Source organism: Mesorhizobium sp. M7A.F.Ca.CA.004.06.1.1, from assembly GCF_003999135.1.
Lineage (GTDB): Bacteria > Pseudomonadota > Alphaproteobacteria > Rhizobiales > Rhizobiaceae > Mesorhizobium.
The window spans coordinates 1-6,090 of record NZ_RZPQ01000342.1 but is presented as its reverse complement, the minus strand read 5'-3'; the positions used below and the strand labels follow the sequence as shown (position 1 = coordinate 6,090).

At 61.9% G+C, this 6,090-nt stretch carries 3 protein-coding genes and 1 pseudogene; 1 reads left to right on the top strand and 3 read right to left on the bottom strand.

The features are described 5' to 3' along the window. A pseudogene (locus EN906_RS19785) lies at positions 1 to 1,809 on the top strand (hypothetical protein); the annotation flags it as partial. 81 nt (positions 1,810 to 1,890) lie between these two features. Here EN906_RS19785 and EN906_RS19780 read toward each other — a convergent pair. The 3 genes from EN906_RS19780 to tyrS all read right to left on the bottom strand — a co-directional run bounded on the left by EN906_RS19780 (position 1,891) and on the right by tyrS (position 5,958). Next, on the bottom strand, positions 1,891 to 3,192 hold the full coding sequence (locus tag EN906_RS19780; RefSeq protein WP_127270917.1) for a hypothetical protein: 1,302 nt from the start codon (positions 3,190 to 3,192) through the stop codon (positions 1,891 to 1,893). 190 nt (positions 3,193 to 3,382) lie between these two features. Then, positions 3,383 to 4,504, bottom strand: a complete 1,122-nt coding sequence (locus tag EN906_RS19775) for a PAS domain-containing protein (RefSeq protein ID WP_127270919.1) — start codon at positions 4,502 to 4,504, stop codon at positions 3,383 to 3,385. A 200-nt stretch (positions 4,505 to 4,704) separates the two neighbouring features. Beyond that, entirely contained in the window at positions 4,705 to 5,958 is a 1,254-nt protein-coding gene (tyrS, locus tag EN906_RS19770) for a tyrosine--tRNA ligase (RefSeq protein WP_127270921.1), read from the bottom strand. Positions 5,959 to 6,090 lie beyond the last annotated feature (132 nt).

Genomic DNA, 6,090 nt, shown 5'->3' with positions numbered 1-6,090 from the left:
CGCTTCTACACCGCCGGCCGCATTCCGCCGATACGCTACGCGGTCGGCTTCGTCGGTTTCCACGGCAACGATGTCGATATCTCGCTATCCTCGGGCACCGTCTACATGCCCATCGGCCTCACCGTTTCGGCCAGCAACGGCACGCTTACGGTCAAGGCGGCCAACCGCCCGCCGGTCGTCGGCGCGCTCGATATCGACGTCGACGGCGAAGCGTCGGCCGTAGCCGAACTCGCATCCTACGAGCCGATCAACGCCATGCGCCATGTCGGCATCCTGCCGGAAGACCTGTCGGGCAGCGTCACCGGCCACGTCAAGGCGGATATTCCGCTGCAGTCCGGTGTCGACTCCTCGAAGCTCGATTGGCTGGTGTCGCTCGACTATAGCGGCATGTCCTTGGCCAAGCCTTTCGAGGGCCAGATCGTGACGGATGCCGACGGTTCGATCACGGTCGATCCGGAGAAGGCGGTGATCTCCGCCAAGGCATTGCTGAACGGCATTCCGGCCGAACTCGATCTGGTCGAGCCGCTCAGGGATGACGGGCCGGCGCGCAGCCGCAAGGTGGCTCTGGTGCTTGACGACAAGATCCGCGCCGCCGCCATGCCCGGCCTGAAGCCGCTGCTTGCCGGAACGGTGAAGGTGGCGATCGACAAGAACGGCGGCGGCGACCAGAACGTCTCGGCCGATCTGACCAACGCCAGGCTGGACATTCCCTGGGCCGGCTGGGGCAAGGGGGCAGGGGTTCCTGCCAATGTCACCTTCGTCATGACCAAGTCCGGCGACACCACGACGCTGTCCGATTTCGACCTTGACGGAAAGACGTTCTCCGTCGACGGCAGCATCGTGCTGGTCAATGGCGCCTTGTCGTCGGCGCGGTTCAGCAAGGTCACCTTGAACAGGGGCGACGACGTTGCCGTGTCGGTGAAGCGGTCCGGCAAGGGCTATGCGGTCGAGATATCGGGCAACGCGCTCGATGCCCGCTCGCTGATCAAGCAGTTCACCTCGGACGTCGACACGGCTACCAAGACCACCGGTTCCGATGCCATTTCCGTCAGCGCCGATGTCGACCGGCTGACCGGTTTCCACGACGAGCAATTGTCCAATCTGAAGCTCGACTACAGTGCTGCCGGTTCGCGGGTGAACGGGCTGAAGGTCAGCGCCACGGCAAGTTCGGGCGCCGCCATATCGATCAGCAACACCACCGGCGCCGGCCGGCGCGCGCTCAACATGCAGTCCGCGGACGCCGGCGCCATCCTGAGATTCCTCAATATCTACGAGCATATGGAAGGCGGAACGATCACCCTGGCGCTTGCGGGGCCGAGCGACGGATCGCTGAGGGGCAAGGTCGACACCAGCAACTTTTTCGTGGTCAACGAACCGAAATTGGCCTCCATCGTCTCGACCACGCCGGCCGGCGACAACCGCAGCCTCAATCAGGCGGTCAAAGGCAAGCTGGATACGTCGCGGGTGAAGTTCGAACGCGGTTACGCCGAGATCGACAAGGGCAGCGGCTATCTGAAACTGGCCAATGGCGTGCTGCGCGGACCGCGCATCGGCACGACGTTCCAGGGCACGCTCTACGACCAGGACAACAACATGGACATGACCGGCACATTCATGCCGGTCTATGGCCTCAATCGCATCTTCGGCGAATTGCCCATCGTTGGCGCGCTGCTCGGCAATGGCCGTGACCGTGGCCTGATCGGCGTCACCTACCGGCTCAAAGGCAATGCCAACAAGCCGCTGCTGGACATCAATCCGCTGTCGGTGATCGCGCCCGGAATATTCAGGTCGATTTTTGAGTATAGGTGAGTGGCGCGGATCATGGTCGCCGCGCGCAAAGTGTCAAATCAACCGGTCCGTCGCTTCGGCACCGCAAGGCGGCGGGGATGGTCAGTTGATTGCCTGTTGGAAGTTGCTTGAGCCGGAATTAGCCGAGTACAGGATACCGTTCTTGCCGAGCCAGTATGTGCCGCTGGCAACGTTCTCCCAGTAGAAACCCGTAGTGCCGACGCCGATGGTCGTTCCGCCGACAAACCCTTCGAAGGCGCTCGCCGATGACGAATATTGGTATTGGCCAAGATTGTTGTACACGGCGGCGTTGCCGACGCTGTCGAACCTGACATATCCGAGATCGTCGGAGCCGTTGCCGTATCTGTTGTAGTGAGGATCGTCCGCAAGGGTGATCCGGTTTCCGTTCGCCATGAAGAACGTGCATCCGGGCGTTGGCTCGACACTCTGGCATGGCACGTCGAACACAGTCTTGAACGGGGAATTGATCTCGGTGGAAACCGCCGCGCGGGCCGTCTTGGGAACGCCCGGCATCGTCATTTCAGCATATTGCATCTGGCGGTCGAGGCGGTTGATGAGGCCACCGCTTTCCTGCGAAGCGTGCGGTCCAAAATCCATCGACAGTTTCGCGCCCAGATAGGCGCCTTGCGTCATCCCGTCACGATAGCCGGCGTAGACGCTTGCCGTCATGTCGTTGTCGAAGGCATAGCCCAATCCGATCTGCGCGCCCGCGCCGAAATTGGGCGAGGTCCAGGCCGTTCCCTCGATCGAGGTCTTGCCGAACGCCTTGCTGAAATCAACCTTTGCGAACAGCCCGTCATCGCCATTGTCGATGGCACGCTCGTAGCCGATCCTGGCGCCTAATCTCAGGGTCGGATCGAGATAGGTTTCGAAGCCGGGCGCAACCCGAACGCCGCTCGCGCCGTCGAAGCGCGTCTTCGCGAAGGGCTCGTCAATCAAAATGGCGGACGGGCTGTTCCAGCCATCGACACCGAGAGAAACCGTGGTCGCCGCGCTCAGGCGCAGGTCGAGCGAGCTGGCAAGGCTCCAGGTTTCGACACTCTTGTCTGTCGTCAGGCCGAACAGCTGATCGGCATCCTCGCGGACGAATTGTCCGGTAACCTGCACGGCGAGCAGTTCGCCCAGGTTCGCCGCACCGCCAACCATCAGCCGCGCGACGCCGTTTCCCTTCTCCGCGGCCATGCCGAAGGCTACCGGAAGGTCGGAGAATGCAGCGACGATCCTGGCATTCAGCCGCTGCTGGTTGTCGTCTTCCGAAACCTGCCCGTTTACGACCAGGCGGACCGATTTCTGCGAGGGCTCCGGCGTTTGCTCCTGAGCGCCGGTCGGGAAGGCTCCCGCGATCCAGGCCACGGCCGCCGCCATCATCTTGCCTGTTCTCATTTTCGTCCCCAAGCCTGCGTCGGGCTTCCCCAGAGCCAACGTTGCAACGTTGGTCAGATCGCCTGTTTCGACGACTTATGCTCGGTGGACGGATTCCTCGCATCACCCATTTGGGCTATGCGGCCGCAGGAACGGCCTGAAAATCAAAGTCTTAGCTAGAGCTTGCTTCGAGGCGGCGGTGCCTGTCGCTCTAGTGGCGCAGGATCAGGGCGGCGAGCTGGCTTTGGCGACGGGTCTCGGTCTTGGCAAAGACGGACTTCAACTGCGCCCTGACCGTGTGAATGCTGACGTCGCGGCTGTCCGCATGGTCGCGCAGCGAGATGCCTTGGGCGATGGCCACGGCCAGCTCCGATTCAGCCGGTGTCAGCCCATAGCCGGGCAATGCAGCGACGGAAGGCTGCGGCGTCGGCTGGTTGCGCAGGACCAGCATTGCAATCGGAAGGTCCTCGAAAATCTGATCGAACATTGTTTGCGTGGTTCTGTGGGCGAGCGGCACGATCATCGCGCGCATCGGCGAACCGGCCGCCCGACGAACGGGGAAGCTGCCTGGAATTGCGGGAAAATCCGCTCTCGCTATCGCGGCCAGGGCAATCCGCAGGGTCGTATCGGCCCTCGGATCCTTGAGGTGCAGGTGCCCGTCGCGGTCGACGGCGAGGAAAGACGCGTCCTTGCGCATCGCCGTTCCGGCACGGTTGCAGTGGGTGATACGCCCGGCTCTGTCGATGAACAGCACAGCGTCGGTCGATGTCTCAAGAGTGGCGCGATAGTCTTCTCCCTCCACCTGGTGCGGGATGTGCCGCATCAACTCGAACGAGCGGGTGATATGCGGCCCAAGCAGGTCAAACGTCCTGTTTACCCGCGCCCGCACGAGATCATGGTTGCGCAGGCGAATATTGCCCGAAAGGAAGAGCATCCTGTCCGATGAGCGATGCAGCGCAACGGCGCTCGCGGACACCAGACTCTGGCTACGCAGACAGTCATTGTAGAACTCGGTTTTGAGAAGTTTGTCCGGGTCGTATATTTCTTCCGATTGAACAAGCTTGCCGATCGGGGCGATAGCCATTCCGTTCGCCCAGACGTTGATCGTCGCATAGTCTCGCACATAGGAATCAATAAATTCCGGCGCAGCCCCGGACGCAAGCAAGCCCAGGCTTGCTCGCGCGACGGTATCATGCGCATGCAGGCAAATGAGCGTGTCGTCCAGATGGCCTGACAGGTCCCCGACGAACGCGGACCATTTGTGCGGGTTGATGCCTGCCTCGTAGACCGTGTGGATAAGGCTGTTGAAGTCGTCGAGCGTGATCTCAGGCAAGGTCGGTGCTCCGCAAACCATAGCTGGCGGCGGGAGCGGACGCATCGCCTGGGCGTGCTCGTGCGTTATGCTTGCGTGGATTGATCTTCACAGGCGGCCCCCCGGCGCATGGACGATGCATTCAACGCAATTTATGCGCCCAAGACGGAGCCGTCAAACGCTGATCCTGACAAGCGGTTGGCTCGGTCCCACCGTGCGGATCAGGTAGGCCGTACCAGAATGTGTTTTTTCTTTCCCAGAGAAAGCTTTACGACGTTTTCCGGACTCAAATCCTGAGGAGTCACCAGGCGGCGCTCGTCGCTCACCGGCTCGTCGTTCAGGCGCACGGCACCGCCCTGCACATGCCGCCGCGCTTCGCCGTTCGACGCCGCCAGTCCGGCGGTGACCAGCAGCGACAGGATACCGACGCCGGTTTCAAGCGCCGTTTTGTCGACCTCGACGGTCGGCAGCGACTCCGCGAGCGCGCCTTCCTCGAACGTCTTGCGCGCCGTATCGCTGGCTTGCTCGGCGGCTGCACGGCCATGCAGCAGGGCGGTGATCTCGGTGGCGAGGATCTTCTTGGCCTCATTGATCTCGGATCCGCCGAGCCGTTCGAGTCGCGCCACCTCGTCCAGCGGCAGCGTCGTGTAGAGCTTCAGGAAGCGCGCGACGTCGGCATCCTCGGTGTTGCGCCAGTACTGCCAGAATTCGTAGGGGCTCAGCATCTCCGCATCGAGCCAGACCGCGCCCGAAGCCGACTTGCCCATCTTGGCGCCCGACGAGGTGGTGAGCAGCGGCGTGGTCAGCGCATAGAGCTGCGCGTCCTCCATGCGGCGGCCGAGATCGATACCGTTGATGATGTTGCCCCATTGGTCGGAGCCGCCCATCTGCAGGCGGCAGCCGAGACGCTTGTAGAGTTCGACGAAATCATAGGCCTGCAGGATCATGTAGTTGAATTCGAGGAACGACAGCGACTGCTCGCGATCGAGCCGCAGCTTGACGGAATCGAACGCCAGCATGCGGTTGACGGAAAAGTGACGGCCGACATCGCGCAGGAAATTGACGTAGTTGATCTCCATCAGCCAGTCGGCGTTGTTGACCATGATGGCGTCGTTCGGACCGCTGCCGAATTTGAGGTAGGGCATGAAGTTGCGGCGGATGCCAGCCAGATTGTCTTCGATGTCCTGCGGGGTCAAAAGCTTGCGCGCCTCGTCCTTGAAGGACGGGTCGCCGATCATCGAGGTGCCGCCGCCCATCAGCGCGATCGGCCGGTGACCGGTCTGCTGAAGCCAGTGCAGCATCATGATCTGGATCAGCGAGCCGGCGTGCAGGCTCTTGGCGGTGGCGTCGAAGCCGATATAGGCCGTCACCGTTTCCTTGGCGAAGATAGTGTCGAGACCGGCATCATCCGAAGTCTGGTGGATGAAACCGCGCTCGCTCATCGTGCGCAGGAAATCCGATTTGAAGGCAGGCATTTTTTCTTTCCCGAAAGCGTCCGGCCAGCGTGGCTCGGGTGTGCATGAACGCGGGCGTTTAGCATCCAAGCGCGATCAGCAAAAGTGGTTTCCGGTTTTGCGACTGATCGTGCGCCAGACAAAGGTCCAGCG

Bases quoted from the DNA above. Each gene is read 5' to 3' on its own strand.
- tyrS (WP_127270921.1), bottom strand. From the start codon at position 5,958: ATGCCTGCCTTCAAATCGGATTTCCTGCGCACGATGAGCGAGCGCGGT.
- EN906_RS19780 (WP_127270917.1), bottom strand. From the start codon at position 3,192: ATGAGAACAGGCAAGATGATGGCGGCGGCCGTGGCCTGGATCGCGGGA.